This window comes from Pseudomonas sp. 3JA, from assembly GCF_036961705.1.
In the GTDB taxonomy this organism is placed as follows: Bacteria; Pseudomonadota; Gammaproteobacteria; order Pseudomonadales; family Pseudomonadaceae; genus Aquipseudomonas; species Aquipseudomonas fluorescens_Q.
On sequence record NZ_JBAMDJ010000013.1, the window covers coordinates 124,731 to 151,042 of the forward strand.

At 60.5% G+C, this 26,312-nt stretch carries 29 protein-coding genes; 13 read left to right on the plus strand and 16 right to left on the minus strand.

The window, feature by feature from the left end; genetic code table 11:
* Window positions 1-97: 97 nt before the first annotated feature.
* The gene (locus tag V7773_RS12890) at window positions 98-1,207 is read right to left on the minus strand and encodes an ABC transporter ATP-binding protein (protein WP_092145148.1); all 1,110 of its coding nucleotides are present in this window, start codon (window positions 1,205-1,207) and stop codon (window positions 98-100) included.
* Window positions 1,204-2,124 carry an ornithine carbamoyltransferase gene (argF, locus tag V7773_RS12895; protein ID WP_092145150.1) on the minus strand — a complete coding sequence of 307 codons (921 nt, stop codon included), beginning with the start codon at window positions 2,122-2,124 and terminating at the stop codon, window positions 1,204-1,206. Before argF ends, V7773_RS12890 begins: the two co-directional genes overlap by 4 nt.
* Window positions 2,125-2,527: 403 nt before the next feature.
* Between argF and V7773_RS12900 the strand changes: the two genes are divergently transcribed.
* From V7773_RS12900 to grxD, 3 genes are all read left to right on the plus strand, one after another.
* Window positions 2,528-2,815, plus strand: coding sequence for a hypothetical protein (locus V7773_RS12900; protein ID WP_072348410.1), 288 nt, complete (start codon window positions 2,528-2,530; stop codon window positions 2,813-2,815).
* 131 nt (window positions 2,816-2,946) lie between these two features.
* On the plus strand, window positions 2,947-5,055 hold the full coding sequence (locus tag V7773_RS12905; RefSeq protein WP_092223495.1) for a molybdopterin oxidoreductase family protein: 2,109 nt from the start codon (window positions 2,947-2,949) through the stop codon (window positions 5,053-5,055).
* Between the two features lie 89 nt (window positions 5,056-5,144).
* On the plus strand, window positions 5,145-5,483 hold the full coding sequence (grxD, locus tag V7773_RS12910) for a Grx4 family monothiol glutaredoxin (protein ID WP_092332098.1): 339 nt from the start codon (window positions 5,145-5,147) through the stop codon (window positions 5,481-5,483).
* A 166-nt stretch (window positions 5,484-5,649) separates the two neighbouring features.
* On the opposite strand, the gene bfr is transcribed toward grxD, so the two are convergent.
* A complete protein-coding gene (gene bfr / locus V7773_RS12915; protein WP_003178701.1) occupies window positions 5,650-6,123 on the minus strand; it encodes a bacterioferritin in 474 nt (157 codons plus the stop codon).
* 198 nt (window positions 6,124-6,321) lie between these two features.
* Complete coding sequence (locus V7773_RS12920) at window positions 6,322-6,540, minus strand: bacterioferritin-associated ferredoxin (RefSeq protein WP_003178704.1); 219 nt, start codon at window positions 6,538-6,540, stop codon at window positions 6,322-6,324.
* 57 nt (window positions 6,541-6,597) lie between these two features.
* Here V7773_RS12920 and V7773_RS12925 point away from each other — a divergent pair, with 57 nt between their 5' ends.
* Both V7773_RS12925 and V7773_RS12930 read left to right on the plus strand, forming a co-directional pair.
* Window positions 6,598-6,753 carry a hypothetical protein gene (locus V7773_RS12925; protein ID WP_158265801.1) on the plus strand — a complete coding sequence of 52 codons (156 nt, stop codon included), beginning with the start codon at window positions 6,598-6,600 and terminating at the stop codon, window positions 6,751-6,753.
* A gap of 101 nt (window positions 6,754-6,854) precedes the next feature.
* Window positions 6,855-7,457 (plus strand): peroxiredoxin, encoded by a 603-nt coding sequence (locus tag V7773_RS12930; RefSeq protein ID WP_025215179.1) that lies wholly within the window; start codon window positions 6,855-6,857, stop codon window positions 7,455-7,457.
* A gap of 187 nt (window positions 7,458-7,644) precedes the next feature.
* Here the strand turns inward: V7773_RS12930 and rnt are convergent, their stop codons facing one another.
* Window positions 7,645-8,322 carry a ribonuclease T gene (gene rnt, locus V7773_RS12935; RefSeq protein WP_063324649.1) on the minus strand — a complete coding sequence of 226 codons (678 nt, stop codon included), beginning with the start codon at window positions 8,320-8,322 and terminating at the stop codon, window positions 7,645-7,647.
* Window positions 8,319-9,365, minus strand: a complete 1,047-nt coding sequence (gene pyrC, locus V7773_RS12940) for a dihydroorotase (protein WP_336073709.1) — start codon at window positions 9,363-9,365, stop codon at window positions 8,319-8,321. The genes rnt and pyrC overlap by 4 nt, the downstream gene beginning before the upstream one ends.
* A gap of 190 nt (window positions 9,366-9,555) precedes the next feature.
* On the opposite strand from pyrC, the gene V7773_RS12945 reads away from it, so the two are divergent.
* Entirely contained in the window at window positions 9,556-10,533 is a 978-nt protein-coding gene (locus tag V7773_RS12945; RefSeq protein ID WP_336073711.1) for a flagellar protein MotY, read from the plus strand.
* A 127-nt stretch (window positions 10,534-10,660) separates the two neighbouring features.
* Window positions 10,661-11,878, plus strand: a complete 1,218-nt coding sequence (locus V7773_RS12950; protein WP_003204943.1) for an argininosuccinate synthase — start codon at window positions 10,661-10,663, stop codon at window positions 11,876-11,878.
* Between the two features lie 91 nt (window positions 11,879-11,969).
* Here V7773_RS12950 and V7773_RS12955 read toward each other — a convergent pair whose 3' ends face one another.
* Window positions 11,970-12,452 (minus strand): hypothetical protein, encoded by a 483-nt coding sequence (locus V7773_RS12955; protein ID WP_336073712.1) that lies wholly within the window; start codon window positions 12,450-12,452, stop codon window positions 11,970-11,972.
* A gap of 469 nt (window positions 12,453-12,921) precedes the next feature.
* Between V7773_RS12955 and V7773_RS12960 the strand changes: the two genes are divergently transcribed.
* Window positions 12,922-13,548: a response regulator transcription factor gene (locus V7773_RS12960; RefSeq protein ID WP_003204939.1), complete on the plus strand. Its 627-nt coding sequence runs from the start codon at window positions 12,922-12,924 to the stop codon at window positions 13,546-13,548.
* Between the two features lie 55 nt (window positions 13,549-13,603).
* On the opposite strand, the gene V7773_RS12965 is transcribed toward V7773_RS12960, so the two are convergent.
* The 8 genes from V7773_RS12965 to metG all read right to left on the minus strand — a co-directional run bounded on the left by V7773_RS12965 (window position 13,604) and on the right by metG (window position 20,400).
* The gene (locus tag V7773_RS12965) at window positions 13,604-13,786 is read right to left on the minus strand and encodes a PA3496 family putative envelope integrity protein (protein WP_063324652.1); all 183 of its coding nucleotides are present in this window, start codon (window positions 13,784-13,786) and stop codon (window positions 13,604-13,606) included.
* A 107-nt stretch (window positions 13,787-13,893) separates the two neighbouring features.
* On the minus strand, window positions 13,894-14,532 hold the full coding sequence (nth, locus tag V7773_RS12970; protein WP_003204935.1) for an endonuclease III: 639 nt from the start codon (window positions 14,530-14,532) through the stop codon (window positions 13,894-13,896).
* Entirely contained in the window at window positions 14,529-15,062 is a 534-nt protein-coding gene (locus V7773_RS12975; protein WP_092345641.1) for an Rnf-Nqr domain containing protein, read from the minus strand. Before V7773_RS12975 ends, nth begins: the two co-directional genes overlap by 4 nt.
* A complete protein-coding gene (locus V7773_RS12980) occupies window positions 15,055-15,666 on the minus strand; it encodes an RnfABCDGE type electron transport complex subunit G (protein ID WP_336073715.1) in 612 nt (203 codons plus the stop codon). The genes V7773_RS12975 and V7773_RS12980 overlap by 8 nt, the downstream gene beginning before the upstream one ends.
* Window positions 15,663-16,649 (minus strand): RnfABCDGE type electron transport complex subunit D, encoded by a 987-nt coding sequence (locus V7773_RS12985; RefSeq protein ID WP_092145162.1) that lies wholly within the window; start codon window positions 16,647-16,649, stop codon window positions 15,663-15,665. Before V7773_RS12985 ends, V7773_RS12980 begins: the two co-directional genes overlap by 4 nt.
* Window positions 16,636-17,655, minus strand: a complete 1,020-nt coding sequence (gene rsxB / locus V7773_RS12990; protein ID WP_336073716.1) for an electron transport complex subunit RsxB — start codon at window positions 17,653-17,655, stop codon at window positions 16,636-16,638. The genes V7773_RS12985 and rsxB overlap by 14 nt, the downstream gene beginning before the upstream one ends.
* Window positions 17,652-18,224 carry an Rnf-Nqr domain containing protein gene (locus tag V7773_RS12995; protein ID WP_063324657.1) on the minus strand — a complete coding sequence of 191 codons (573 nt, stop codon included), beginning with the start codon at window positions 18,222-18,224 and terminating at the stop codon, window positions 17,652-17,654. The genes rsxB and V7773_RS12995 overlap by 4 nt, the downstream gene beginning before the upstream one ends.
* A 130-nt stretch (window positions 18,225-18,354) precedes the next feature.
* Complete coding sequence (metG, locus tag V7773_RS13000; RefSeq protein ID WP_336073718.1) at window positions 18,355-20,400, minus strand: methionine--tRNA ligase; 2,046 nt, start codon at window positions 20,398-20,400, stop codon at window positions 18,355-18,357.
* 278 nt (window positions 20,401-20,678) lie between these two features.
* Here metG and apbC point away from each other — a divergent pair, with 278 nt between their 5' ends.
* Window positions 20,679-21,773 carry an iron-sulfur cluster carrier protein ApbC gene (gene apbC / locus V7773_RS13005; protein ID WP_092145168.1) on the plus strand — a complete coding sequence of 365 codons (1,095 nt, stop codon included), beginning with the start codon at window positions 20,679-20,681 and terminating at the stop codon, window positions 21,771-21,773.
* Window positions 21,774-21,832: 59 nt separating this feature from the next.
* Here apbC and V7773_RS13010 read toward each other — a convergent pair whose 3' ends face one another.
* A complete protein-coding gene (locus V7773_RS13010; protein ID WP_063324660.1) occupies window positions 21,833-22,591 on the minus strand; it encodes an SDR family oxidoreductase in 759 nt (252 codons plus the stop codon).
* A 160-nt stretch (window positions 22,592-22,751) separates the two neighbouring features.
* Between V7773_RS13010 and V7773_RS13015 the strand changes: the two genes are divergently transcribed.
* The 4 genes from V7773_RS13015 (at window position 22,752) to groL (ending at window position 26,258) form a co-directional block, all read left to right on the plus strand.
* Window positions 22,752-23,483, plus strand: coding sequence for a HugZ family pyridoxamine 5'-phosphate oxidase (locus tag V7773_RS13015; protein WP_063324661.1), 732 nt, complete (start codon window positions 22,752-22,754; stop codon window positions 23,481-23,483).
* Between the two features lie 66 nt (window positions 23,484-23,549).
* Window positions 23,550-24,026 (plus strand): FxsA family protein, encoded by a 477-nt coding sequence (locus V7773_RS13020; protein ID WP_063324662.1) that lies wholly within the window; start codon window positions 23,550-23,552, stop codon window positions 24,024-24,026.
* Between the two features lie 244 nt (window positions 24,027-24,270).
* A complete protein-coding gene (locus V7773_RS13025; RefSeq protein ID WP_003204913.1) occupies window positions 24,271-24,564 on the plus strand; it encodes a co-chaperone GroES in 294 nt (97 codons plus the stop codon).
* Between the two features lie 50 nt (window positions 24,565-24,614).
* Window positions 24,615-26,258, plus strand: a complete 1,644-nt coding sequence (gene groL, locus V7773_RS13030) for a chaperonin GroEL (RefSeq protein WP_014339862.1) — start codon at window positions 24,615-24,617, stop codon at window positions 26,256-26,258.
* The last annotated feature ends 54 nt before the right edge of the window (window positions 26,259-26,312 follow it).

A 26,312-nucleotide genomic window follows, 5' to 3' on the forward strand; every position in this document is an offset into this window, starting at 1 on the left:
CTACATCTACCTGATTCACCGCGTTGTCAGGTTTTAGGGCTGCTGCGCAGCCCAGCGGGAGCAAGCTCCCTCGCCACACAGAAGCGGGTATCCGGCGTTAGCTGGCGGTGCTGTAACGCCGCACGCCGCTTTCCACCGGCGGTATATGCGCCGCCGTGCTGCCCGAGGCCTGGAACAGCACCAGGTGTTCTGCCGCTACCCGGATGCCGACCCGGTCACCGACCTGATGGTCGGCGTGGCTTGGGAAGATCGACTCCAGTTGTGCGCCCGTCGGCAGTTGCAGGCGATACAAGGTCGAGGCGCCCAGGAACGTCTTGCCGACTATGCTGGCGGTGAGCGGGCTGTCCGGTGCGTAGACGATATCGTCCGGGCGCAGCAGCACGTCCACCGCGCCGCCGATGGGCCAGGTGTAGGCTCGGTTACCGCGCAGGGTGCCCAACTCGGTTTGCACCGATTCAGGGCTGTCCAGCTGGCCGCGAATGAAGTAGCCCTGGCCAATGAAACTGGCGACGAATGGCGTCAGCGGTTCGTGATACAGGTTGTAGGGCGTGTCCCACTGTTCCAGTCGACCTTCCTTGAATACCCCAACATGATCACTCACGGCGAAGGCTTCTTCCTGATCGTGTGTGACCAGGATCGCGCTGGTGCCGCGGGCCTTGAGGATATCCCGCACTTCATGGCTGAGCTTGCGTCGCAACTCGCCATCGAGGTTGGAGAACGGCTCATCGAGCAACAGCAGTTGTGGTTCTGGTGCCAGCGCGCGGGCCAGGGCCACGCGTTGCTGCTGGCCGCCGGACAACTCATGGGGAAAGCGCTTGCCCAGATGCATCAGGTTGACCAGTTCCAGCAACTCTTCGACGACGCGATCCTTGTCCGGATGCTTGCGAATGCCAAAGGCGATGTTCTCGGCCACGCTCAGGTGGGGGAACAGGGCATAGTCTTGGAACACCATGCCGATACGGCGTTTTTCCGGGGCGAGGGTGAAACCGGCGCGGGAAATGGTTTCCCCGGCCAATTGGATTTCACCCTCGTGCACGGGTTCGAAGCCGGCTATGGCACGCAACGTGGTGGTCTTGCCGCACCCGGACGAACCGAGCAGGCAACCGATATCGCCGGCATTGAGGTGCAGGTTGAGGTTCTGCACGACGCGCTGGTTTTGGTAACCGCAGGCCAGGTCGTGCAAATTCAGCAGCAGCGAATGGCTCATGCGTGGTGATACGCCGGCTCGACAAGGAACTCGAGCAGTGCCTTTTGCGCGTGAAGTCGATTTTCTGCCTGGTCCCAGGCCACCGAGCGCGGATCGTCCAGCAAATCGAAGCTGATCTCCTCGCCACGGTGGGCCGGCAGGCAGTGCATGAACAGCACGTCGGCATCCGCCAGGTCGAGCAAGGCCCGGTTGACCTGCAGCGGCGCGAACAGCTCGAGGCGCTTGGCGGTTTCTTCTTCCTGGCCCATGGAGGTCCAGACGTCGGTGCTCACCAGGTGCGCGCCGGCCACGGCCTGTTTCGGATCACGCACGATGGTCACCCGGTCGCCGGCCTTGGCGAGCAGTTCGGCATTGGGGTCATAACCTTCAGGGCAGGCAATGCGCAGTTGGAAGTCGAATTGCAGCGCCGCTTCTATATAGCTGTTGCACATGTTGTTGCCGTCGCCGATCCAGGCCACGGTCTTGCCCTGGATCGAGCCGCGATGCTCGAGGAAGGTCTGCATGTCGGCCAGCAACTGGCAGGGGTGCAGGTCATCGGACAGGCCGTTGATGACGGGGACGCGGGAATGGGCTGCGAACTCGGTCAGGGTGCTGTGGGCAAAGGTACGGATCATCACCGCGTCCAGCATGCTCGACATGACGATGGCGCAATCGCTGATGGGTTCGCCACGGCCCAGTTGAGTGTCGCGCGGCGACAGGAAGATCGCCTGGCCGCCCAGCTGGATCATGCCGGCTTCGAAAGAGATGCGGGTGCGGGTCGATGACTTCTCGAAGATCATCCCCAGCACGCGGTTTTTCAAGGGCTCGAACAGTACGCCGCGGTTACGCAGGTCCTTGAGCTCCACGCCTCGACGGATTACGCCGAGCAACTCATCGGGCGTGAAATCCATCAGGGAGAGAAAGTGCCTTGCGCTCATGATTGACTACCTTTTTGTAACTGACCGCAGATGCTCAAAGCCTTGTTTATTCAAAAAACGGGCGAGACCTGCGGCAAAAGCCGCACGGGGCGACGAAATAGGGGAAGGCGCGATCTTATAATTAAATGTCGCGTCTTACCAATAGGGCTACGGTTTTTGGGGATTTCAGCGAGGCCATCACGCGAATGCGATGGCATATTTGTGGCCGGTTTCCTGACTGCAGCGACCCATTTGTACACTGGCGTTGCTTGGATTGGCAATCGAGCGCGGCGGGCGTGCCATGGATGAGCGTCGTTTTGCGCCGTGGCATCCCAGCCTTTCGCCTGTCTGCGGGTGGCTGTGAAACATTTCCTAATGCAAAGGCCTGGGTTATAAATGAGCCTCAGCGGCACAGGAGCCCGAAATGGATTCGAAAGAGCAACAATTGATGGAATTGCTGGGGTTGACTGCACGCTCGCTGACGCACCTGACGGCTTCGGTGACTTCCATGTCATTCGAATTGCTGCGCAGCGATGACGAGGTGACCAAGGCAGCGGGCCGTCGGATGATCGACCGCATGGCCACTATCAGCAGCGGCCTCGACGAGCATTGGCGGCTGATTGGCGAGCTCACGGGGGTGCCCATTGCCCAGGAGCAGGTGGAAACCGTCGAAGAAATCCAGATGCTGGCACCGCCTTCCGATCAGCCTTGACGCGCGCTCATCGGTGGGCCTGATGCCCGGCAATTCACAGGACGAACGTCGCTGGCGCTGCCGGGAATCACGCGCCATAGTTTTGTTCCCGCGGCCGAAAGCGCCCGCCACGAATAAAACAGAGACTGGCCATGACCAAGACTCTCCACCACCGTGCGTGCCACCTGTGTGAAGCCATCTGCGGCTTGACCCTCGAAACCACCGAAACCGACGGCCAGGGCCTGGCAATCACCTCGATCAAGGGCGATGCGCTGGACACCTTCAGCCGCGGTCACATCTGCCCCAAGGCGGTGGCCCTGCAAGATATCCAGAACGACCCGGACCGGCTGCGCCAGCCCATGCAGCGCGTTGGCAATGAATGGCAACCCATTGCCTGGGACGACGCCTTCGCGTTGGTGGCCGAGCGTCTGGCGGATATCCAGGCGCGCCACGGCCAGAACGCGGTGGCGGTCTACCAGGGCAACCCCAGCGTGCATAACTATGGGCTGATGACCCACAGCAACTATTTCCTGGGCCTGTTGAAAACCCGCAGCCGTTTCTCGGCGACTTCGGTGGACCAACTGCCCCATCACCTGACCAGCTACTTGATGTATGGCCACGGCCTGCTGCTGCCGATTCCGGACATCGACCACACCGACTTCATGCTGATCCTGGGCGGCAACCCGCTGGCTTCCAACGGCAGCATCATGACCGTGCCGGACGTGGAGAAGCGCCTCAAGGCGATCCAGGCCCGTGGCGGCAAGGTGGTGGTGGTCGATCCGCGCCGCAGCGAAACGGCGGCCATTGCCAACCAGCATGTCTTTGTACGCCCCGGCGGTGATGCTGCGCTGCTGTCTGGTTTGCTCAATACATTGTTCAGCGAAGGCCTGACCCGTGACAGCCACCTGCCGGTGGACGGCCTGGACGAGGTGCGCGAGGCCGTTGCCACGTTCACGGCTGAAGCCATGAGCCCGCTCTGTGCGGTGCCGGCAGCGCAGATCCGGCAATTGGCCCGGGATTTCGCCGCCGCGCCGTCAGCGGTGTGCTACGGGCGGATGGGGGTCTCGACCCAGGCGTTTGGCACGCTGTGCCATTGGCTGATCCAGGTGATCAACCTGGTCACCGGCAATCTTGATCGGGTGGGCGGGGCGCTGTGCACCGAGCCGGCGGTGGACCTGGTCGCTACCACCTCGGGCGGGCATTTCAACCGTTGGCAGAGCCGGGTGTCCGGGCGTCCCGAGTACGCAGGGGAGCTGCCGGTGTCGGCCCTGGCCGAGGAGATGCTCACCGAGGGCGAAGGCCAGATTCGGGCGCTGGTCACCGTGGCCGGCAACCCGGTGCTGTCCACACCCAACGGGCGGCAGTTGGAGCAGGCCCTGGACGGGCTGGAGTTCATGGTCAGTGTCGACCTGTACATCAACGAAACCACGCGTTACGCCGACCTGATCCTGCCCTCGACCTCGGCCCTGGAAAACGATCATTACGACACCACCTTCAACCTGTTCGCGGTGCGCAACGTGACCCGTTTCAACCGGGCGATCCTGCCCAAGCCCGAGGGTGCGCTGCACGATTGGGAAATCTTCGTCGGCCTGGCCAAGGCTTTTGCCGCCCGAACCGGCAAGGAACTCAAGCCGACCATGCCGCCGGCGCAGATGATCGATTTCGGCCTGCGCAGCGGAGCGTATGGCGATGCCTCGCCGCATAAGCTGTCCCTGGCGACCCTGTTCGATCATCCCCATGGCATCGACCTCGGTGCGCTCAAGCCCAACCTGGCTGCGCGCCTGAAAACCGAAAACCAACGTGTGCAGGCTGCGCCAGCCGTGATACTTGTCGATCTCGAGCGCTTCGCTGGGTTGCAGGCGCCAAAACCGGACGAATTGCTGATGATTGGCCGCCGTCATGTGCGCAGCAATAACTCCTGGATGCATAATTTTCATCGACTGGTGAAGGGCAAGCCGCGCCATCAATTGTTGATGCACCCGGATGACCTCGCCAGTCGCGGCCTTGTCGACGGGCAACGGGTGACCGTCAGTTCGCGGGTGGGCGTCATCGAAGTCGAGGTGCTGGGCAGCCTGGACATGATGAAAGGCGTGGTCAGCCTGCCCCACGGCTGGGGGCATGCCCGGCCGGGCGTGCAGATGACCATTGCCAGCGGACAACCGGGCTCCAGCGCCAACGACCTGACCGATGATTGTCAGCTCGATGAGTTGTCTGGCAATGCGGCGCTTAACGGCGTACCGGTGAAGGTGGCAGCTGCGTAAAATTGTCTCTGGAGCAGGTTCGGCTTTCCGTTACAATGCGTCACCGTGTCGACAACTTAAGTCGCAAAAGTTTTAAGCCGAGGTGCTCCATGGATATCATCGAAACGATTAAAGACCAGATTGCCAACAACACCATCCTGCTTTACATGAAAGGCTCGCCGAACGCGCCACAGTGCGGTTTCTCGGCCAAGGCTGCTCAGGCTGTGATGGCGTGTGGCGAGAAGTTTGCCTACGTGGACATCCTGCAGAACCCGGAAATCCGCGCCAACCTGCCCAAGTACGCCAACTGGCCAACCTTCCCACAGCTGTGGGTGGGTGGTGAACTGATCGGCGGTAGCGACATCATGACCGAGATGGCCGCCGACGGCTCTCTGCAGGCCACGATCAAGGCAGCGGTAGAAAAAGCGGCGAACAAGACCGAAGCCTGATTCATTGATGTATGTTCACCGCATCCGTCGTGGTGAACGGGAACCTTGTGGGAGCGAGCAAGCTCGCTCCCACAGTGGTTTTCGGTGTGGCCTGGAATTCGGGCACTAAAAAGCCCCGCCTCTCGAAAGAGGGCGGGGCTTTTTAGTGGCTGGCTTTCGGGGAAGCTTACTCTTCACCCATCTGCGATTGCAGATAGTTCTCAAGACCGACTTTGTCGATCAGGCCCAATTGGGTTTCCAGCCAGTCGATGTGCTCTTCCTCGGATTCGAGAATGTCTTCCAGCAGTTCGCGGCTACCGAAGTCGCCAACGCTTTCGCAATGGGCGATAGCGGCTTTCAGGTCGGCGTGGCCGGTGCGCTCGATACGCAGGTCGCACTCGAGCATCTCGCGGGTATGTTCGCCGATGTGCAACTTGCCCAGATCCTGGACGTTCGGCAGGCCTTCAAGGAATAGGATGCGCTTGATCAGCTTGTCCGCGTGCTTCATCTCGTCGATGGATTCGTGGTACTCGTGCTTGCCCAGCTTGTTCAGGCCCCAATCCTCGTACATGCGCGCATGCAAGAAGTATTGGTTGATCGCGACCAGCTCATTGGCAAGGATCTTGTTGAGATGCTGGATGACTGTAATGTCGCCTTTCATGATGAGGCCTGCCCTGTAATAGCTGTGTATAAGGCAGAGTTTGAGCCGCGTATTTACGAGTGTCAAACCTAAGTTATTGAATAATAAATGAAAATTAATCGGAATAAGAATGTTTGTGTTCCGCGTCTAGAGGCTAAGCGCTTGATTTACAGGCATAAAAAAACCGGACATTGAGTCCGGTTCTTCAAAAAGCTGGTTTCAAGCGGCAGTAAATTCTACCGGATAGGGAATCGAGGCTTGGGCCGTTTGCACTTTGGCGAGGGTTTCACGAACCACTTCCTTGGCCAGGCAGGCACATTTGCCGCATTGGCTGGCTACGCCGGTGGCCTGGCGGACTTCGCGATAGCTGCAGCAACCTTCGTAGATCGCTTCGCGGATTTGCCCGTCGGTGACGCCAGTGCAGAGGCATACATACATAAGTGAGAACCGTCGCTGGTTGTGACTCAATTGGGACGGATCTTAATGTTAACGAGAATGATTGTCAAAGTGGTTTCTCAAGGTCTTGCGCCAGAGCGTTGCCAGGCTGACGAACGGTTTATCCAGGACGACTGGTGCGGCATGGAACCGGACGGCGATTTTTTCGATGTCGCCGAAAAACCGTTGAAGACAGTCCAAATGCGCGGTGTATGATGATCGGCCCTTGCAAGCGGGTTCGTGTCACAGGGCTGTCGCCTGAGGGTGGCAGGCTGGCCCGGACCTTGTTTTCACGCTATTACATCAGGAGATATCCAATGAGCGTACTCGTAGGCAAACAAGCCCCAGACTTCACCGTTCCAGCCGTCCTCGGCAACGGCGAAATCGTCGACAGCTTCACCCTGTCCTCGGCCATCAAAGGCAAATACGGCCTGGTGTTCTTCTATCCTCTGGACTTCACCTTCGTCTGCCCGTCCGAGCTGATCGCACTGGATCACCGCATGGATGATTTCAAGGCGCGCAACGTCGAAGTGGTCGCTGTTTCGATCGACTCGCACTTCACCCACAACGCCTGGCGCAACACCCCGATCAACAATGGCGGTATCGGTCAGGTGAAATACACCATGGCTGCCGACATGAAGCACGAAATCGCCAAGGCCTATGACGTTGAGTCCGAAGGCGGCGTGGCCTTCCGTGGCGCGTTCCTGATCGACGACAAAGGTGTTGTCCGTTCGCAGATCATCAACGACCTGCCACTGGGCCGTAACATGGAAGAACTGATCCGTCTGGTCGACGCGCTGCAATTCCACGAAGAGCACGGCGAAGTCTGCCCGGCCAACTGGAAAAAAGGCGACAAGGGCATGGACGCATCGCCTGAAGGCGTGGCCGCTTACCTGACCGAGCACGGCGGCAAGCTGTAAGCACGCAAGGCATAAAAAAACCGGCCCTCGACAGGCCGGTTTTTTTATGGGGGTTCTAAAGCAGAACCCAGACCCCGTGGCGAGGGAGCTTGCTCCCGCTGGGTGGCGCAGCCGCCCCAAGATCTTGTGAGCGCTGCGCACTCAAGCGGGAGCAAGCTCCCTCGCCACACAAAGAGCCAGGCCGATGTCAGTCGTCGAAATCCTGCCAGCCACCCATCTGCTTCCACCGATTGACGATGCCGCAGAACAGCTCGGCGGTCTTCTCGGTGTCGTAGCGGGCCGAGTGGGCTTCACGTCCATCGAAATCGATGTCGGCCGCCTGGCACGCCTTGGCCAGGACGGTCTGGCCGTACGCCAGGCCAGCCAGGGTCGCGGTGTCGAAGCTGGAGAACGGGTGGAACGGGTTGCGCTTCATGTCCAGGCGCGCGACGGCGGCGTTGAGGAAGCCCAGGTCGAAGCTGCTGTTGTGGCCGACCAGGATCGCTCGCTTGCAACCATTGGCCTTGAGCGCCTTGCGCACGCCGCGGAAGATGTCGGTCAGGGCCGTTTCTTCGCTGACAGCCATGCGCAACGGGTGATCGAGCTTGATCCCGGTGAACTCCAGGGCCGCCGCTTCGACGTTGGCGCCTTCGAACGGTTCGACACGGAAGAAGTAGGTGTGGTCAGGGAACACGAAGCCTTTTTCATCCATGCCAATGGTGGTCGCGGCGATTTCCAGCAAAGCGTCGGTGGCGGAGTTGAAACCGCCGGTTTCTACGTCGACGACGACCGGCAGGTAGCCACGGAACCGAGCTGCCATGGGATGACGGGCGCCGCCCGAACCACCGTTGCCGTCCAGTTCGTCGTCGAAATGATCTTCACTCACGCGTTTTCCTCCAGCAGGCGCCAGCGCAGTTTTTCACCGGCGCGCAGCGGGATGACAGCCAGATCGCCGAAAGGCAGGCTGGCGGGGGCGGTCCACTCATCGCGAACCAGGGTAATACGATCGGTGTTCACCGGCAGGCCATAGAAACGTGGGCCATGCAGGCTGGCGAAGCCTTCGAGTTTGTCCAGCGCGTTGCGCTGTTCGAAGGCTTCGGCGTACATCTCGATGGCGGCATAGGCGGTGTAGCAACCGGCGCAACCGCAGGCCGCTTCCTTGGCATGCTGGGCGTGGGGTGCCGAGTCGGTGCCGAGGAAAAACTTGGCGCTGCCGCTGGTGGCGGCGTCCAGCAAGGTTTCTTGGTGGGTATTGCGCTTGAGGATCGGCAGGCAATAGAAGTGCGGCCGGATCCCGCCCACCAGCATGTGGTTGCGGTTGTACAGTAGGTGATGGGCGGTAATGGTCGCGCCGACGTTGGCCGGGGCCTCGTTGACGAACTGCACGGCATCGCCGGTGGTGATGTGTTCGAACACCACCTTGAGGGTCGGGAAGCGCTCCACGACGCGGCGCATGTGCTCGTCGATGAAGATTTTCTCGCGGTCGAACACGTCGACGTCGCCCCGGGTGACTTCACCATGGATCAACAACGGCATGCCGACTTCGGCCATGGCCTCCAGCGCCGGGAAGATCTTGTCGATGCTGGTGACGCCGGAATCGGAGTTGGTGGTCGCGCCAGCCGGGTACAGCTTGGCCGCATGGACGAAGCCGCTGGCCTTGGCCTCGCGGATTTCTTCGGGCTGGGTGCGGTCGGTGAGGTAAAGCACCATCAACGGTTCGAAGCGGCTGCCAGCCGGGCGTGCGGCGAGGATGCGCTGGCGATAGCCGTCGGCTTCGGCGGCATTGCGCACTGGCGGAACCAGGTTAGGCATGATGATTGCGCGCCCGAAGGTGCGCGCGACATCGGCGACGGTATGGGTCAACACAGCACCATCGCGAAGATGAATATGCCAGTCGTCGGGACGCAGCAGGGTCAGGCGGTCGGACATTGGGGGGCTTCCAGGCGGGTCAAACTGTGGGAATGCTACCGGAAAAGACCGATTCAGGCACCCGCTATCAAGTTCTGGCGCAACTTACCGATAGCTCCTACAGGTGTGCCACGAATCCGTTCAGTGCCCCGGACAGGCGTCATGCCCTCGGCATGCGTCGATCTTTGTATAAAAGTCAGTGGAGCCTCCCGTGCGCCAGCGTTATCTAGCCTTGCTCAGTGTGTTTGCCAGTCTTCCCGCCATGGCGCTCACTTTCCAGACCCGTCTGGAGAGCATTGAGTGGACGGTCGAAGGCGACAAGTTCGAGTGCCGGCTGAGCCAGCCGATCACTGATTTTGGCAGTGGCGAATTCGTGCGCCGGGCGGGTGAGCAGGCCACCTTCAGGCTCAAGGCCTATAATCCGATGCTCGGCGGCGGTTCCGCGACCTTGTTGGCGGCGGCCGCGCCATGGCAACCGGGGCGAGGCGATATCAACCTGGGCTCGGTCAGCATTGGCAGTGGCGATGTGTTGTTCAACAGCTCGCAGGTCCAGGCCGGTCGCTTGATCAGCGGCCTGATGGACGGTCGCAGCCCTGTGGTACGGCGCAATACCGAGGACGGTCGAGTGTCGGAAGTCCGGTTGCTGCCGGTGCGTTTCAACAAAGCCTTCAGCGACTATCAGAGCTGCGTGGCCAAGTTGCTGCCGAAGAATTTCGAACAGGTGAAGCAGACCCAGATCGGCTTCCCTGGCGAGGAAGTCGAGCTCGATGCGCGGGCCAAGGCCCAGTTGCAGGTGATGCTCGACTTCATCAAGGCCGATCCGAGCGTTAATCGTGTCGAGCTCGACGGTCACTCTGACAATAGCGGCAACCGTCTGACCAACCGTGAACTGTCGCGTCGCCGCGCCCTGGCGGTCCAGGACTTCTTCAAGGCCAATGGCTTCCAGGAATCGCAGATCACCCTGCGTTTCCACGGCGAGCGTTATCCCCTGGTGCCCAATACCAACGCCGCCAACCGGGCCAAGAATCGTCGCGTGGTCGTGCGCCTGGAGCGTGGGACGCCGACCGAAGCACCGGTCCCGCAGCCGACAACCCCGGCGCCAGCCCCAGCAGCAGCCCCCGCCAAGGTTCCGGCACCGGCTGCGGCACCGGCCAAGGTTCCCGCTGCCGCCACTGCACGCACGTCCTGATCAAGGGCGGCCGTCGCTCAATCGACATAATCTGTCGCTTCGTCGTCATAAGCTGTCGCGCCTCTGTAAATTATCCGCATTGGACGTTAGACTTCCCGGCTTTCCGTACAACCCGTGGAGTGATGGCATGGCGGACGTAAACAAGGTCGTTCTGGCGTATTCCGGCGGCCTGGACACTTCGGTGATCCTCAAGTGGCTGCAGGACACTTATAACTGCGAAGTGGTGACCTTCACCGCTGACCTGGGGCAGGGCGAAGAAGTCGAGCCTGCACGCGCCAAGGCCCAGGCCATGGGCGTCAAAGAGATCTACATCGATGACCTGCGCGAAGAATTCGTCCGCGACTTCGTGTTCCCGATGTTCCGCGCCAACACCGTTTACGAAGGCGAGTACCTGCTGGGCACCTCCATCGCCCGTCCGCTGATCGCCAAGCGCCTGATCGAAATCGCCAACGAAACGGGCGCCGATGCCATTTCCCATGGCGCCACCGGCAAAGGCAACGACCAGGTGCGTTTCGAGCTGGGTGCCTATGCCCTCAAGCCGGGCGTGAAAGTCATTGCCCCGTGGCGTGAATGGGACTTGCTGTCCCGTGAAAAACTGATGGACTACGCCGAGAAGCACGCGATTCCGATCGAGCGCCACGGCAAGAAGAAATCCCCGTACTCGATGGATGCCAACCTGCTGCACATCTCCTATGAAGGCGGCGTGCTGGAAGACACCTGGACCGAGCACGAAGAAGACATGTGGCGCTGGACCGTCTCCCCGGAGAAGGCTCCTGATACTCCGCAATACCTGGAACTGACCTATCGCAACGGCGATATCGTCGCGCTGGACGGCGTTGAGATGAGCCCGGCCACCGTGCTGGCAACCCTGAACCGCATCGGTGGCGAACACGGCATCGGTCGTCTGGACATCGTCGAAAACCGCTATGTGGGCATGAAGTCCCGCGGTTGCTACGAGACCCCGGGCGGCACCATCATGCTGCGCGCCCACCGGGCGATCGAGTCGATCACCCTGGACCGCGAAGTGGCTCACCTCAAGGATGAGCTGATGCCCAAGTACGCCAGCCTGATTTACACCGGCTACTGGTGGAGCCCAGAGCGCCTGATGCTGCAACAGATGATCGACGCCTCCCAGGCTCACGTGAATGGCGTGGTACGCCTGAAGCTGTACAAGGGCAACGTGATCGTCACCGGGCGCAAGTCCGACGAGTCGTTGTTCGATGCCAACATCGCGACTTTCGAAGAAGACGGCGGTGCCTACAACCAGGCTGACGCGGCCGGCTTCATCAAGCTCAACGCCCTGCGCATGCGCATCGCGGCGAACAAGGGTCGCAAGTTGTTCTGACCCTGGTGATCTGAAAACGGCCTGCCATGAGCAGGCCGTTTTTTTTACCCTTTTTTTGTGTGGCTTTTGTTGCGGCGCTGCCCCGCCTCGCTCATTCATCCTGCCCGTGCGTTGGCAGGTCTGCGCTGCTGTAGATGACGTACACGACGATGCTGGTTTGCTTCAAATGTCTTGATCGACAAGTCTCGATCGGGCGTTTCGATTGGCTGCATACGATACAAAGGGTGTCTGGTCCGCGCCTGCGTCGATGAAGACGTATCACCAGCAGTTCCTTGACGTCGTCGGCCCGACGTAGCTGTCGTTTGCGTCGACAGGGCGAATCATCCATGGTCTTTATGAAGTGTTTGCTCTTGCGAAAATCTGAGGGTGAATACAATGAACGATAATTGAAGTTGAGCGTTATGAAAAAAAGCAGCAATAGGTAAAAAGGAAAGCTGATCAGGAACCACAGGTAATACTCTCGATCCTGATCATCCAGAAAGGGCAGGGAAATCGCTGCGGAAGTTTCGGATAAAGTGGCGAATATGGCGATGAGGGTCATGGGGTTGGTTATGGTCTTCAAAGGTTTGTTCATGGTTAATGCTCATGGAGTACTTGTGCTCGGTGAGTGGGTTGGAAAGTGATTGTTCATGCCGAATGAAATATAGGCATGGTCGCAATGGCTGCCGATGTTGGATATCCGGTGCCTGAGTATGTTTTATATAGGATTCCCCTTCCTTAAGTGAGTGGAAGGCAGTTTTAACAGTAAATAATTCAGTTACTTTCTATGAGTGAAGAACTTTCCAGTGGGCTGTCCATAGGTGGGTGGGCCGCTGAAAAAGCGCATTGTTCACAGGGTTACCGAATTGTTAAGAAAGGTCATTCCTTCTCTGTAAAAAAATCCATGACACATTTTTTCTGCGGCGATTTGTAGGACTTTTCTGTATAGCTTGTAGGTTCTGTCTCTCGGTGCGAGCGTTCAGGGGGGGGCGGCATGCCAAGGTAGAAATGACTAGGCTATTGTGCGTGCTCTAAAAATTCGAACAGCGAAGTTGGATTTGCCCATGAATAAAGTGCTGATCGTGGATGATCATCCCGTCATTCGTCTTGCTGTACGTTTGCTGATGGAACGTCATGGTTATGAAGTCGTTGCCGAAACCGATAATGGCGTCGATGCGTTACAGTTTGCTCGCGAACTTATGCCCGATATCGTCATTCTCGATATCGGTATTCCGAAGCTGGACGGATTGGAAGTCATTGCTCGCCTGACGGCCATTCCTTCACCCATGAAGGTGTTGGTGCTGACTTCCCAGGCGCCGGGACATTTTTCAATGCGCTGCATGCAGACGGGGGCGGCCGGGTATGTATGCAAGCAACAGGATCTTACCGAGTTACTGAGTGCAATAAAGGCGGTACTGTCCGGTTACAGTTACTTTCCCAACCAGGCATTGCATACGGTGCGGTCGAGTCTGGGTAATGCCAGTGAGTCCGATATGGTCGATCGATTATCGGGGCGGGAAATGATGGTCTTGCAGCAACTGGCGCGCGGAAAGACCAACAAGGAGATCGCCGATGGAATGTTCTTGAGCAACAAGACCGTCAGTACTTACAAGACGCGCCTGTTATTGAAGCTCAATGCCCGTTCGCTGGTCGACCTGATCGAACTGGCGCAGCGCAATGGCTTGGTGTGAGTTTTCGGGTCACGCGTACTCAGTAAAAAGCCTCCATCAGGGAGGCTTTTACGTGTCAGAGGTCAAAATCGTAATCGGCCAGTTGTTTCTGCAGGCGACGCTCTTCCAGCAGGTTATCGATGGTGCGGCGCTTGCTCAGGTTGGTTTTCGCCACTTCCACGACCACAGGTTCGACGTCGTCGCCCTCAGCGGCGATGAATTCGTCTTCTACATCCAGTTGTTCTTTGCCAGCACTCATGGGTTCGACTCCAGGCTAAGACTGCCATTGGCGCTCCTTATATCGATAAACCGCGGGCGGGTAAAAAAGATTTTTTCAATCGATGGATCGATAAAAGCAATAGCACCTCAATCGTCGGAGGTCTTGTGCTTGTATTCGCATAAATCTTCGATTCGGCAGCTGCCGCAGCGAGGCTTGCGCGCCAGGCAAACGTAACGGCCGTGAAGGATGAGCCAGTGATGGGAGTCCAGCAGGAATTCCTTGGGAACAAATTTCATCAATTTCTTCTCGACCTCCACCACGTTTTTGCCGGGGGCCAGCCCGGTGCGGTTGCTGACGCGGAAAATGTGGGTGTCGACCGCCATGGTCAACTGCCGAAACGCGGTATTGAGCACGACGTTGGCGGTTTTGCGGCCGACCCCCGGGAGGGCTTCCAGCGCTTCGCGAGTTTGCGGGACTTCACTGCCGTGGCGCTCGATCAGCAGGCGGCAGGTCTCGATCACGTTTTTGGCCTTGCTGTTGAACAGCCCGATGGTCTTGATGTATTCGGACAGTCCTTCGACGCCCAGGGCATAGATCGCCTCTGGCGTATTGGCCACCGGGAACAGTTTGGCCGTGGCTTTGTTGACGCCGACATCGGTGGACTGGGCTGACAGGATGACCGCGATCAGCAACTCGAACGGCGAGGAATAGGCCAGTTCGGTTTTCGGTTCCGGGTTGTCCTCGTGAAGGCGACGAAATATTTCCAGGCGTTTTGCGGCGTTCATGGGCGCGGCGTTTCCTCAACGGATGAATGGGGTCTGGCGGCCGTCCAGGCCTGTCGGGCCGCCAACAGCAGCCCGAGCAGAATGAACCCGCCAGGGGCGAGCAGGGCCAGGGGCAGGCCGTTGCCGATCAACTCACGCACGGCGCCCAGGCTGATCATCAAAAGGCCAAACAGCCCGGCCAGCCTGAGGCGTCCGGGCCAGCGAGAATCAACGAAGAAGCCCTCATGCTCCAGCGCTACGCAGCTCAAGGCGATCCAGCCAACGTAAAGGCTCAACGGTCGATACAATTCCAGTGCCCAGGCCTGGAGGACGAGGCCAATGCAGGTGCTCAGGGTCGCGGCCAATACGATAGAGGCGAGCAGCCGTTGACAGGCTGCCAGGTGTTGCCGCACAAGCCCCATTGCCAAGCCATGGCTGAAAAGAACCAGGGCCCAGGCCAGCCATAACCCCAGCGCGCCAACCAGCGAATCGCTCGCGCCGACCAATGGGACGAGCAGCAGGCCGTGTGTCAGTCCCCATGGCTTATTCATTGGCCGCCACCCCCGTCAACTGAGCCTTGTGCTCGTCGAAGTAACGCAGCGCATCGTGAACAGCCTGGAGGACCGCCCGGGACGTCACTGTCGCGCCAGCCAGTTGATCGAACTGGCCCTGGTCCTTTTTCAAGGCCCAACTGCTGTCATCAGGTGCCTGGCGTGATTTACCCGTGAAGGTCTGCAACCAGGCGTTCGGCCAGCCGGCAATTGCTGCGCCCAATCCGGGTGTCTCGGATTGGCGCAGGGTCTTGACGCCCAGCAACCGGCCCTGTGGATCGATGGCGACCAGTAATTCGATGCTGCCTTCATAGCCCAGCGCCTGGCTACGCAGCAGCACGGCGCTGGGTTGGCCGCTGCGAGTCGCCAGGTAGCCGCCCAGCAGCGTGCTATGGGCCAGGGGCACCGAGGCTGTGACAACGGGGTGCGCCAACGGCTGGTTATCATAGTGGTCGGTGGGCAGCACCTCGAGCAAGGCCCTGTTCGCCAGCGCTTGCTGCTGGGCCTCGATGCGCCCGGCCGTGCCGAGGTGCGTGAGGTAAGTGGCACCGAGTCCCAGGCCGATCAACAGGGTCAGGATTGCCACGCCGACGGGGTTGTTCATGTCAGTGGCCGCCGTTGTCGCGCCTCGGCAAACCGGTCCAGTGCGGGCACGCCGAGGTTCATCAGCAACACTGCGAACGCCACGCCGTCGGGATAGCCACCCCAGGTGCGTATCAGATAGACCAGCAATCCCATGCCCGCGCCAAACAGCAGGCGGGCGAGAGGAGCCTTGGCACCTGAGACCGGTTCGGTCGCGATAAAAAACGCGCCGAGCATGGTTGCGCCGCTGAACAGATGAAACAGCGGCGAGCCATGGGAGTCGGAGCCCGAACCGTTCCAGCACAGCAGGCTGACGACGGACAGGCTCAGCAGCATGCCCACGGGTGCATGCCAACTGAACACCCGTTGCTGCAGCAGAAACAGACCGCCCGCCAGGAAGGCCAGGTTGACCCATTCGCCACCCCGGCCACCGAAACGCCCGAACGCCGGATCGTTGGCGAACAGTTCATCGACGGTCAGGCTCGCGTTGATTCGCAGGCTGTCCAGTGCGGTCGCCCCGGCCCAGGCATCGGGCGCCGGATGAGCGCCGAATACCTGCTGCAAGCCTTCAGACAGGCCCATGCCGTGGAGCGCCGGCCAGTGACTCATCTGGGAAGGAAAGGCCACCAGTACCAGGGCGTACCCGAGCATTGCCGGGTTGAACGGGTTGCTGCCGACGCCGCCCCACAGGTGCTTGCCGAACAGCAAGGCGCAGGCGGCCGCCGTGACGGTCAGCCACCAGGGGCAATAGGCCGGCAAGGCCAGGGCCAGCAGCGTGGCGCTGACCAGCGCGCTGCCATCGTTCAGGTCGGGCCTGAGTGGCTGGCGTCGCAAACGCAGCACCAACGCCTCGACTGCCAGCGCAGTGACGCCGGACAACAGCAGGTTGAGCGCCACGCCCCAGCCTTGGAACCACAGCAACGCCAGCACGCCGGGCAGCGTCGCCAGCAACACTCGCGTCATTGCTTGGCGCAGCCGTTCGTCCACTGGCTCAAGAGGCGGCATGGGCGTCCACCTGGCGTTCGGCATCCTTCACCGCTTGTTCCAATGCTTGCAGTTGTTCATCCGATGCCGTAGCTGCCCGGGCTTTGCTGAGTTCGGCGCGGCGCATCGCCAGTTGGATCTTGGCCCGCTTCAGCTCGGCGTTTTGCGTCGGTGCTGGGGCTGGCGTGGCCGCGGGCGCGGCGTTTTCCAGTTGGTTCAGCGCCTGTTCGGCCGCTTCGAACTGGCGTTGCAGCACGATCAGTTGCGACTGCTGCTCGAAGGTTGGCGGGTGGCCGAACGCCTTCAAGGATTTGTTCAGCTGTGCCCGGCTCATGGCCAGGTCGACCTTGGCTTTTTTCAAGGCGGCATCGGCGGTGGCGGCTTTTTGCGCGCGCACGCGCTCCAGTGCGGCTTGTACGGGGTCGAGTGCCGGGTCCTGGGTTTGAGCCTGGGCCTGCGCCGCCCGTTGGGTCCGAGCCAGGCGCTCGGCCTGGCGCTGTTCCTCTTCGCGGCGCAGGCGCGCATTGCGTTGTTCGAAGCGGCGCCGGGCATGATTGCGCTTGGCGGTTCGCGCCTGTTGCTCTTCGGTGCTGAAGGCCAGGCCGCCGACGATCGGCAGCACGTTTGCCGTCGGCAGAGGACGCATTTCGATGCAATCGACCGGGCAGGGCGCCACGCACAGGTCGCAGCCTGTGCATTCGTCGATGAGGACGGTGTGCATCAGCTTGGCGGCGCCGACAATCGCGTCCACCGGACAGGCCTGGATGCACTTGGTGCAACCGATGCATTCGGCTTCCCGGATAAAGGCGATTTGCGCCGGGGCCACGCCGCGGCTGGTGTCCAGCTCCAACACCGGTATTTTCATCAGTTCGGCCAGGGCCGCGATGGTTTCGCGCCCCCCGGGCGGGCATTTATTGATCGGCTCGCCCTGGGCGATGCCTTCGGCGTAGGGTTTGCACCCGGGATGGCCGCACTTGCCGCATTGGGTCTGCGGCAGCAGGGCGTCGATACGTTGAATCAGGCTCATGTTTTGACCAACCCGCGTAATCCGAGAAAGGCCACCGCCATCAGTCCGGCGCTGATCAACTGAATCGGCAGGCCCCGAAAGGGCAGGGGAATATCGTTATTGAAAGTGCGCTGGCGCAAATCGTCGAACAGGCCCAGCACCAGCCAGAACCCCAGCCCGGCACCCAGGCTCAGGGCGATGGCGTGGCCCAGGCCCCGGTCATCCTGGCCGTTGAGCAGTGTGACGCCCAGTATGCCGGCATTGCCGAGCAACAGCGGCCACAACCCCTCGAACGACATTGCCGGCCGCCAGCGTGCCAGCAGGCGCAGCAAGGGGCCGATCAGCAACACGCTCAAGGACAGCCAGGCCAACAAACGCAGCGAGACCAGGTTGCTCGGCGCCAGCAGATAATGATCGATCAGGTAGCCCAGGGTACCGACGATCAGCATCAGGCACGCTGTCGCCAGGCCCAAGGCGTGCACCTGCTTTCGACCATTGGCCGCCAGCAGCGGATCGACGCCCAGCGGCCAGTGCAACACCAGGTTGTTGATCAGGGCAGCGCTGAACAGCGTGAGGACGATTTCGGTCATGGGTGCGTTGGCGACAAAGGGCCTGTTACAAGATTAGGCATTATCCGGCACGCCGGGAGCGTGGGCCAGATATGAAAATCCCACAGCCACCTGCAAGGCGACTGTGGGATCGGTGCAGCAAGCGGTCGCGTTACTTGATCCGCTGGCCCGGCTTGGCGCCGCTGTCAGGGCTCAACAGGTAGATTTCCTCGCCGCCGGGACCTGCCGCCATCACCATGCCTTCGGAGATGCCAAAGCGCATTTTGCGCGGCTTGAGGTTGGCGATCATCATCGTCAACCGACCTTCGAGCTTGGCCGGGTCCGGGTAGGCACTCTTGATCCCGGAGAACACGTTGCGTTGCTCGTCGCCGATGTCCAGGGTCAGGCGCAGCAGCTTGTCGGCGCCTTCGACGGCCTCGGCCTTGACGATCAGCGCCACGCGCAGGTCAACGGCGGCGAAAGTGTCGAAGTCGATTTCCGGCGACAGCGGGTCCTTGGCCAGTTCGCCGTTCCCGGCAGGTGCACCGGTGTCGGTCTGGCTGGCGGCCAGGTCTTCCTTGGAGGCGTCGGTCATGGCTTGCACCTTGGTCGCGTCGATACGGGTCATCAACGGTTTGAACGCGTTCAACTGATGGTTGCTCAGCAGCGTCTGGTGATCGTTCCAGGTCAGCGGTGCGACGTTGAGGAACGCCTCGGCATCGGCGGCCAGCAGCGGCAGCACCGGCTTGAGGAAAATCACCAGTTGGCGGAACAGGTTGATGCCCAAGGCGCAGATCGCCTGGACTTCGTCCTGCTTGCCTTCCTGCTTGGCCAGGGACCAGGGCGCCTTGTCGGCGATCCAGGCATTGGCGCGGTCGGCCAGGGCCATGATTTCGCGCATGGCGCGGGCAAAGTCGCGGCTCTCGTAGGCGTCGGCGATGCTTGGCGCGGCCGCCAGGAAAGCGTCGGTCAGTTCCGGCGCGGCGTTACCGGCGGCCAGCACCCCGGCGTTGCCCTTGTGGATGAACCCGGCGCAACGGCTGGCAATGTTGACCACCTTGCCCACCAGGTCGGAGTTGACCTTCTGCACGAAGTCTTCAAGGTTCAGGTCCAGGTCGTCGACGCCGCGGCCGAGCTTGGCCGCGTAGTAGTAGCGCAGGTATTCCGGGGACAGGTGGTCCAGGTAGGTCCGGGCCTTGATGAAGGTGCCGCGGGACTTGGACATTTTCTGGCCGTTGACGGTCAGGTAGCCGTGGACATTGATGCCGGTCGGCTTGCGGAAGCCGGCGCCTTCGAGCATGGCCGGCCAGAACAAGGCGTGGAAGTTGACGATGTCCTTGCCGATGAAGTGATACAGCTCGGCAGTGGAGTCCTTGCCCCAGAACGCGTCGAAGTCCAGCTCCGGTGTGCGGTTGCACAGGTTCTTGAAACTCGCCATGTAGCCGATCGGTGCATCCAGCCACACGTAGAAATACTTGCCGGGCTCGTCGGGGATCTCGAAGCCGAAGTACGGCGCATCGCGGGAGATGTCCCACTGCTGCAGGCCGGCGTCGAGCCATTCGGCGATCTTGTTGGCGACGGCGTCCTGCAGGGTGCCGCTGCGGGTCCAGGTTTGCAGCATTTGCTGGAAATCCGGCAGCTTGAAGAAGAAATGCTGGGAGTCCTTGAGCACTGGCGTCGCCCCGGAAATCGCCGATTTCGGGTCTTTCAGGTCGGTCGGTGCGTAGGTGGCGCCGCATTTTTCGCAGTTGTCGCCGTACTGATCCTCGGTGCCGCATTTAGGACAGGTGCCCTTGATGAAGCGGTCGGCCAGGAACATTTTCTTTTCCGGGTCGAAATACTGGGTGATCGAACGGGTCGCGATGTGCCCGGCGTCGCGCAACTTCAGGTAGATCTGGCTCGACAGCTCACGGTTTTCTTCGGCGTGAGTGGAGTGGAAGTTGTCGAAGTCCACCAGGAACTCGGCAAAGTCGGCGCTGTGTTCAGCCTGGACGTTGGCGATCAGTTGTTCCGGGGTGATGCCTTCCTTTTCCGCACGCAGCATGATGGCCGAGCCGTGGGCGTCGTCGGCGCAGACATAAATACATTGGTTGCCGCGATGCTTCTGGAAGCGCACCCACATATCGGTCTGGATGTATTCCAGCATATGGCCGAGGTGAATCGAACCATTGGCATAGGGCAGGGCGCTGGTGACGAGGATCTTGCGTGGCTCGGACATGGGGCTCGGCTACTTGATGAAACGGAGGTCGGCCACTATAAAGCGCTGGCGGCTTTTTTTCACCCTGTGAGCCTGTTTCCAGATGCTGGCAGGGCCTCTGTGGCGAGGGAGCTTGCTCCCGCTGGGTGGCGCAGCCGCCCCAATCAGTCAATCCTCAATCTCCTTTACTGCCTGATGGCGACTGCTGCGCAGTCGAGCGGGAGCAAGCTCCCTCGCCACACAAGCAGGTGGGGCGTAGGATAGCGGCCTGTTTTCAAGTCTTGCTATCGGAGTTGCCCATGAGCGCCGTCAATCGCGCAGCGGTGGAAGCCGTCCTTCGCCAGTACACCGACCCCTACCTGAACCAGGATCCGGTCAGCGCCGGATGTGTGCGCACCATCGACATCCAGGGTGATCGCGTCAGCGTCCAGCTGGAAATTGGCTACGCCGCCGACCTGTTCAAGGGTGGTTGGGCGCAGATGCTGCAAATGGCGATCGAGGCCCTGGATGGGGTGAGCGCCGCCAAAGTCGATGTCACCAGTGTGATCGCCGCCCACAAGGCCCAGGCGCAGGTGCCGGGGCTGGCGAACGTCAAGAACGTGATCGCCGTGGCCTCGGGCAAGGGCGGCGTGGGCAAGTCCACCACCGCCGCCAACCTGGCCCTGGCCCTGGCCCGTGAAGGGGCGAAGGTCGGGATTCTCGACGCGGATATCTACGGCCCGAGCCAGGGCATCATGTTCGGTGTTGCCGAGGGCACCCGACCGCAGGTCAAGGACCAGAAGTGGTTCGTGCCGATCCAGTCCCATGGCGTGGAAGTCATGTCCATGGCCTTCCTCACCGACGACAACACGCCGATGGTCTGGCGCGGGCCGATGGTGTCCGGTGCCTTGTTGCAACTGGTCACGCAAACCGCCTGGGGCGACCTGGATTACCTGGTGATCGACATGCCGCCCGGCACCGGCGATATCCAGCTGACCCTGGCGCAAAAAGTCCCGGTGGCCGGTGCGGTGATCGTCACCACGCCTCAAGACCTGGCCTTGCTGGACGCGCGCAAGGGTGTGGAGATGTTCCGCAAGGTCAACATCCCGGTGCTGGGCGTGGTGGAGAACATGGCCGTGCACATCTGTTCGAACTGCGGGCATGCCGAGCACCTGTTCGGCGAAGGTGGCGGGGAAAAACTGGCGAGCCAGTACGGCGTCGAATTGCTGGCTTCGCTGCCGCTGTCGATGCTGATCCGCGAACAGGCCGACGGCGGCAAGCCGACGGTCATCGCCGAACCGGACAGCCAGATCGCCATGGTCTATCAGGAACTGGCCCGCCACGTGGGCGCGCGGATCGTGTTGCAAGAGGCCGCTTCACCGATGATGCCGAACATCACGGTCAGTGACGATTGACAGGCTGAGCCATCCACTGTGGGAGCGAGCTGGCTCCCACAGTGGCTGTGTGCGGGCGCTTAGATCCGCAACCCGCCATCCATCTCCAGGATCCGACCGGTGTAGTAGTCGTTCTCGAAGATATACGCCGCCGAATGAGCAATCTCCTCGGGCTTGCCCATGCGCTTGAGCGGAATCCCCGAGGTCATTTTTTCCAGGGCCTCGGGCTTCATGCCCAGGGTCATTTCGGTTTCGATGAAACCCGGGGCGATGCCGGCGACACGGATGCCGTAGCGCGCCAGCTCCTTGGCCCAGGTCACAGTAGCGGCGGCCACACCGGCCTTGGCGGCCGAGTAATTGGTCTGGCCGACGTTGCCGGCGCGCGAGATCGACGAGATATTGATGATGGCGCCGCTGTTCTTCAGCTCGACCATTTTCGCCGCCACCTCACGGGTGCACAGGAATACGCCGGTGAGGTTGACGTCGATCACGGCCTGCCACTGGGCCAGGCTCATCTTGGTCATTTCGCCGTCCTTGACCTTGAGCAGCAGACCGTCACGCAGGATCCCGGCGTTGTTGATCAGGCCGTGGATCGCGCCGAAGTCCTCGGCGACCCGCGCGACCATGTCGCTGACCTGCTCCTCATTGGCAACGTTGCACAGGTACGCCCGGGCTTCGACGCCCTTGGCTGCACACGCGGCAACTGCCTGGTCGAGTTTTTCCTGGTTGAGGTCCACCAGGGCGAGTTTCGCGCCTTTGCCCGCGAGATACTCGGCCATGGAGCGGCCCAGGCCCTGGCAACCGCCGGTGATAATGATTACTTTGTCAGTGAGTTGCATGCTCATGTCCAGGTGGCGCAGCGATGGAGGGGACCTTTTGGGACGTCTCTCGATTGGCGTGTAGCCCGGTTGCACACGAGAACTGTCCTAGCGGTGTATCGGAACATTACTCCAGTCGCCTGACCGTTTTCTAGACGGATTTCATTAAAGGAGTCATAAGTTGAGCGTTGAAGCTGCCAAGCATGCCCGGGAATTGCTGCTCAAGGAATACCGTGGAGTGCTCTCCACTCATTCCAAATCCATGCCCGGCTTTCCGTTCGGTTCCGTGGTGCCCTATTGCCTGGACGAACAAGGCCGGCCACTGATCCTGATCAGCCGTATCGCCCAGCACACTCACAATCTGCAGAAAGACCCCAAGTGTTCGATGCTGGTGGGCGAGCGGGGAGCCGAGGATGTGCAGGCCGTGGGGCGCCTGACCTACCTGGCCGAGGCCCGCAAACTCGAAGACAGCGCCGTCATCGAGGCTGCCGCCGAGCGTTACTACCGCTATTTCCCTGACTCGCAGAACTACCACAAGGCCCATGATTTCGATTTCTGGGTGCTCGAGCCGGTGCGTCATCGCTACATTGGCGGCTTTGGCGCCATCCACTGGATAGACCAGCTCACCCTGGCCAACCCCTTCGCCGGCAAAGCCGAAGCCAGCATGGTCGAGCACATGAATGCCGATCACGCCAAGGCCATTGCCCATTACGTGGAACTGACCGGCCTGCCGAAAAGCGAACCGGCACAACTGGCGGGCATCGACAGCGAGGGCATGCACTTGCGCATTGGCCAGGGCCTGCACTGGCTGGCGTTTCCGACGCCTTGCAACACCCCGACACAAGTGCGCGAAGCCTTGGTTTATCTGGCTCACGCCGAGCAATGGCCGAAAAATGCCGAGGTCGACGCTTGAATTCACGAAAGGGCGACGTCATTTAGGGTTTCATAGCAAGGCATTCTTGCGTTGAGGAACCATTTGATGCGCCCTTTTCTGTTGCTCTTTCTGCTGTTCCCGGTGTTGGAGCTGTTCGTATTCGTCAAGGTCAGCGGTGCGATCGGGTTTTTCCCGGCCCTGCTGCTGGTCATTCTCGGCTCGATGCTCGGCGTGTTCGTGCTGCGTATCGCCGGCCTCGCCACGGCATTGCGTGCCCGTGAAAGCCTGAACCGCGGCGAGCTGCCCGCCCAGACCATGCTCGAAGGCCTGATGCTGGCCCTGGGTGGCGGTCTGTTGATCCTGCCAGGCTTTATCAGCGACGTGTTGGGCCTGGTCATGCTGTTGCCGTTCACCCGTAGGCTGCTGGCCAATAAAATGCGCCAGCGTGCCGAAGAGCAGGCGATGCGTCAGCGCGCCTTCGCCGATGACCTGCAACCCCGTGGCGGCCCGGCTCCGCGAGAGCCTATGGGCCGCGAGCCCAATGTGATCGAAGGCGAATTCGAACACCGGGATTCCAAGTAAAACCATCAGCACGGCGCCTTCGGGCGCCGTGCTCGTTTTGGTGGCGCGGAGCAAAAAAATTTCTGTCCCCGCCCTTGTAATCCACTTGTGCGCCCTTATGTAACGGTCACCGCAAGGTTTCCGGTGGTGACACCGGGCAGACTTCCGCGGTTCGACTGACGAACCGCACCCGGCTCCGCCGGCTTTGTTAAACCCGCCGGGACTACACCGGCCGATGAAAACCAAAAATTAGGAGAGATCGACAATGAAGCTTCGTCCTCTGCATGACCGCGTCGTCATCCGTCGCAGCGAAGAAGAGAAGAAAACCGCTGGCGGTATCGTCCTGCCAGGTTCGGCTGCTGAAAAAGCCAACCACGGTGAAGTTCTCGCTGTAGGCCCAGGCAAGGCACTGGAAAACGGTGAAGTACGTGCGCTGGCCGTGAAAGTGGGTGACAAGGTTGTGTTCGGCCCTTACTCCGGCAGCAACACAGTGAAAGTCGACGGCGAAGACCTGCTGGTAATGAGCGAGAACGAAATCCTCGCTGTTCTCGAAGGCTGATTCCCCCGCCCATTTTCCCGTTACTACAAAGTATTTAAGGAATATCGATCATGGCTGCTAAAGAAGTTAAATTCGGCGATTCCGCCCGCAAGAAAATGCTCGCCGGTGTCAACGTCCTGGCTGACGCAGTAAAAGCGACCCTGGGCCCGAAAGGCCGTAACGTGATCATCGAGAAGAGCTTCGGCGCTCCGACCATCACCAAGGACGGCGTTTCCGTAGCCAAGGAAATCGAGCTCAAAGATCGCTTCGAAAACATGGGCGCGCAGTTGGTCAAAGACGTTGCCTCCCGTGCCAACGATGACGCCGGTGACGGCACCACCACCGCCACCGTACTGGCTCAGTCGATCGTCAACGAAGGCCTGAAAGCCGTCGCTGCCGGCATGAACCCGATGGACCTCAAGCGTGGTATCGACAAGGCGACCATCGCCATTGTCAAAGAGCTCAAGGCCCTGTCCAAGCCATGCGCTGACACCAAGGCAATCGCTCAGGTCGGCACCATCTCGGCCAACTCCGACAACTCCATCGGCGACATCATTGCCGAAGCCATGGAAAAAGTCGGTAAAGAAGGCGTGATCACCGTTGAAGAAGGCTCGGGCCTGGAAAACGAACTGTCGGTTGTAGAAGGCATGCAGTTCGACCGTGGTTACCTGTCCCCGTACTTCGTCAACAAGCCAGAGACCATGACTGCCGAGCTGGACGGTCCGCTGATCCTGCTGGTGGACAAGAAGATCTCGAACATCCGCGAAATGCTGCCAGTGCTGGAAGCCGTTGCCAAAGCTGGCCGTCCCCTGCTGATCGTGGCTGAAGACGTTGAAGGCGAAGCCCTGGCGACCCTGGTTGTGAACAACATGCGCGGTATCGTCAAGGTCGCTGCCGTCAAGGCACCAGGCTTCGGCGATCGTCGCAAGGCCATGCTGCAGGACATCGCCGTACTGACCGGCGGTACCGTTATCTCCGAAGAGATCGGCCTGAGCCTGGAAAGCACCACCCTGGAGCACCTGGGTAACGCCAAGCGCGTGATCCTGTCCAAGGAAAACACCACCGTGATCGACGGTGCCGGCGTTGAGACTGACATCCAGGCTCGCGTTCTGCAGATCCGTCAGCAAGTGGCCGACACTTCGTCCGACTACGACCGTGAAAAACTGCAAGAGCGTCTGGCCAAGTTGTCCGGTGGCGTTGCAGTGATCAAGGTTGGCGCGGGTTCCGAAGTTGAAATGAAAGAGAAGAAAGCCCGCGTTGAAGACGCCCTGCACGCTACCCGCGCAGCCGTCGAAGAAGGCGTGGTACCTGGCGGTGGCGTGGCACTGGTTCGTGCCCTGCAAGCCATCAGCGAGCTCAAAGGCGACAACGATGACCAGAACGTCGGCATCCAGTTGCTGCGTCGCGCTGTAGAAGCACCTCTGCGCCAGATCGTTGCCAACTCCGGCGACGAGCCAAGCGTTGTGGTCGACAAGGTCAAGCAGGGTTCGGGTAACTACGGTTACAACGCTGCCACCGGCGAATACGGCGACATGATCGAAATGGGTATCCTGGACCCGGCCAAAGTGACACGTTCGGCTCTGCAAGCGGCTTCGTCGATTGCCAGCCTGATGATCACCACCGAGGCGATGATCGCTGAAATCAAGGAAGACGCTCCAGCTGGCGGCGGTATGCCAGACATGGGCGGCATGGGTGGCATGGGCGGCATGATGTAAGCCAGCCTTACCCCTGTAGCGAAAAACCCCGCCTGCGAAAGCAAGTGGGGTTTT

Coding starts and splice junctions, on each gene's coding strand:
- V7773_RS12890 (WP_092145148.1), bottom strand. CDS start 1,207: ATGAGCCATTCGCTGCTGCTGAATTTGCACGACCTGGCCTGCGGTTAC.
- argF (WP_092145150.1), bottom strand. CDS start 2,124: ATGAGCGCAAGGCACTTTCTCTCCCTGATGGATTTCACGCCCGATGAG.
- V7773_RS12900 (WP_072348410.1), top strand. CDS start 2,528: ATGGATTCGAAAGAGCAACAATTGATGGAATTGCTGGGGTTGACTGCA.
- V7773_RS12905 (WP_092223495.1), top strand. CDS start 2,947: ATGACCAAGACTCTCCACCACCGTGCGTGCCACCTGTGTGAAGCCATC.
- grxD (WP_092332098.1), top strand. CDS start 5,145: ATGGATATCATCGAAACGATTAAAGACCAGATTGCCAACAACACCATC.
- bfr (WP_003178701.1), bottom strand. CDS start 6,123: ATGAAAGGCGACATTACAGTCATCCAGCATCTCAACAAGATCCTTGCC.
- V7773_RS12920 (WP_003178704.1), bottom strand. CDS start 6,540: ATGTATGTATGCCTCTGCACTGGCGTCACCGACGGGCAAATCCGCGAA.
- V7773_RS12925 (WP_158265801.1), top strand. CDS start 6,598: ATGATTGTCAAAGTGGTTTCTCAAGGTCTTGCGCCAGAGCGTTGCCAG.
- V7773_RS12930 (WP_025215179.1), top strand. CDS start 6,855: ATGAGCGTACTCGTAGGCAAACAAGCCCCAGACTTCACCGTTCCAGCC.
- pyrC (WP_336073709.1), bottom strand. CDS start 9,365: ATGTCCGACCGCCTGACCCTGCTGCGTCCCGACGACTGGCATATTCAT.
- V7773_RS12950 (WP_003204943.1), top strand. CDS start 10,661: ATGGCGGACGTAAACAAGGTCGTTCTGGCGTATTCCGGCGGCCTGGAC.
- V7773_RS12955 (WP_336073712.1), bottom strand. CDS start 12,452: ATGAACAAACCTTTGAAGACCATAACCAACCCCATGACCCTCATCGCC.
- V7773_RS12960 (WP_003204939.1), top strand. CDS start 12,922: ATGAATAAAGTGCTGATCGTGGATGATCATCCCGTCATTCGTCTTGCT.
- V7773_RS12965 (WP_063324652.1), bottom strand. CDS start 13,786: ATGAGTGCTGGCAAAGAACAACTGGATGTAGAAGACGAATTCATCGCC.
- nth (WP_003204935.1), bottom strand. CDS start 14,532: ATGAACGCCGCAAAACGCCTGGAAATATTTCGTCGCCTTCACGAGGAC.
- V7773_RS12975 (WP_092345641.1), bottom strand. CDS start 15,062: ATGAATAAGCCATGGGGACTGACACACGGCCTGCTGCTCGTCCCATTG.
- V7773_RS12980 (WP_336073715.1), bottom strand. CDS start 15,666: ATGAACAACCCCGTCGGCGTGGCAATCCTGACCCTGTTGATCGGCCTG.
- V7773_RS12985 (WP_092145162.1), bottom strand. CDS start 16,649: ATGCCGCCTCTTGAGCCAGTGGACGAACGGCTGCGCCAAGCAATGACG.
- rsxB (WP_336073716.1), bottom strand. CDS start 17,655: ATGAGCCTGATTCAACGTATCGACGCCCTGCTGCCGCAGACCCAATGC.
- V7773_RS12995 (WP_063324657.1), bottom strand. CDS start 18,224: ATGACCGAAATCGTCCTCACGCTGTTCAGCGCTGCCCTGATCAACAAC.
- metG (WP_336073718.1), bottom strand. CDS start 20,400: ATGTCCGAGCCACGCAAGATCCTCGTCACCAGCGCCCTGCCCTATGCC.
- apbC (WP_092145168.1), top strand. CDS start 20,679: ATGAGCGCCGTCAATCGCGCAGCGGTGGAAGCCGTCCTTCGCCAGTAC.
- V7773_RS13010 (WP_063324660.1), bottom strand. CDS start 22,591: ATGCAACTCACTGACAAAGTAATCATTATCACCGGCGGTTGCCAGGGC.
- V7773_RS13020 (WP_063324662.1), top strand. CDS start 23,550: ATGCGCCCTTTTCTGTTGCTCTTTCTGCTGTTCCCGGTGTTGGAGCTG.
- V7773_RS13025 (WP_003204913.1), top strand. CDS start 24,271: ATGAAGCTTCGTCCTCTGCATGACCGCGTCGTCATCCGTCGCAGCGAA.
- groL (WP_014339862.1), top strand. CDS start 24,615: ATGGCTGCTAAAGAAGTTAAATTCGGCGATTCCGCCCGCAAGAAAATG.